Below are 401 nucleotides of genomic sequence, written 5' to 3' on the forward strand. Positions count from 1 at the left end.
CACCTAGAGAAACAGGACCGAGAATCTTCACGTATGTCTCTACTACTGTCCGTCTGTGCCAGCAATATATGATCAGCCCGTTAATCGGTTAGCAACCCGAATGGTCAAACCACGCCCTCGAACGAGGTGACAAAAACTGAAAATGCAATCGCCAAGGCACTGTCTGTCAAGCGTCAGAAAACCCCCGGCAAGCCTCGTTACACTGAACGACCTGGCTTCGGCACCCAGGGACAGGGCGAGGCCTCGGGCAAGAAAGGCAAAAAGCCTGCTAAGGCTGGTCCGGCTCCGGCTGGCAAGTATATCAGTGTCGCTGATTTCTTCCGCCAGGGTAAGCTTTTATATGCTCTGAAGCAATCTTACTTGGAACTAACTGTGGATGATGTAAAGCATATAACATCAAT

General features: G+C 50.4%; 1 protein-coding gene. It reads left to right on the forward strand.

The window, feature by feature from the left end:
* Positions 1–126: 126 nt before the first annotated feature.
* Positions 127–401: hypothetical protein (locus tag JS756_RS36295; RefSeq protein WP_205387520.1), on the forward strand; the 275-nt coding region annotated here is incomplete at its 3' end.

Origin of the sequence: Streptomyces actuosus (assembly GCF_016921115.1) — a bacterium.
Taxonomy (GTDB): domain Bacteria; phylum Actinomycetota; class Actinomycetes; order Streptomycetales; family Streptomycetaceae; genus Streptomyces; species Streptomyces actuosus_A.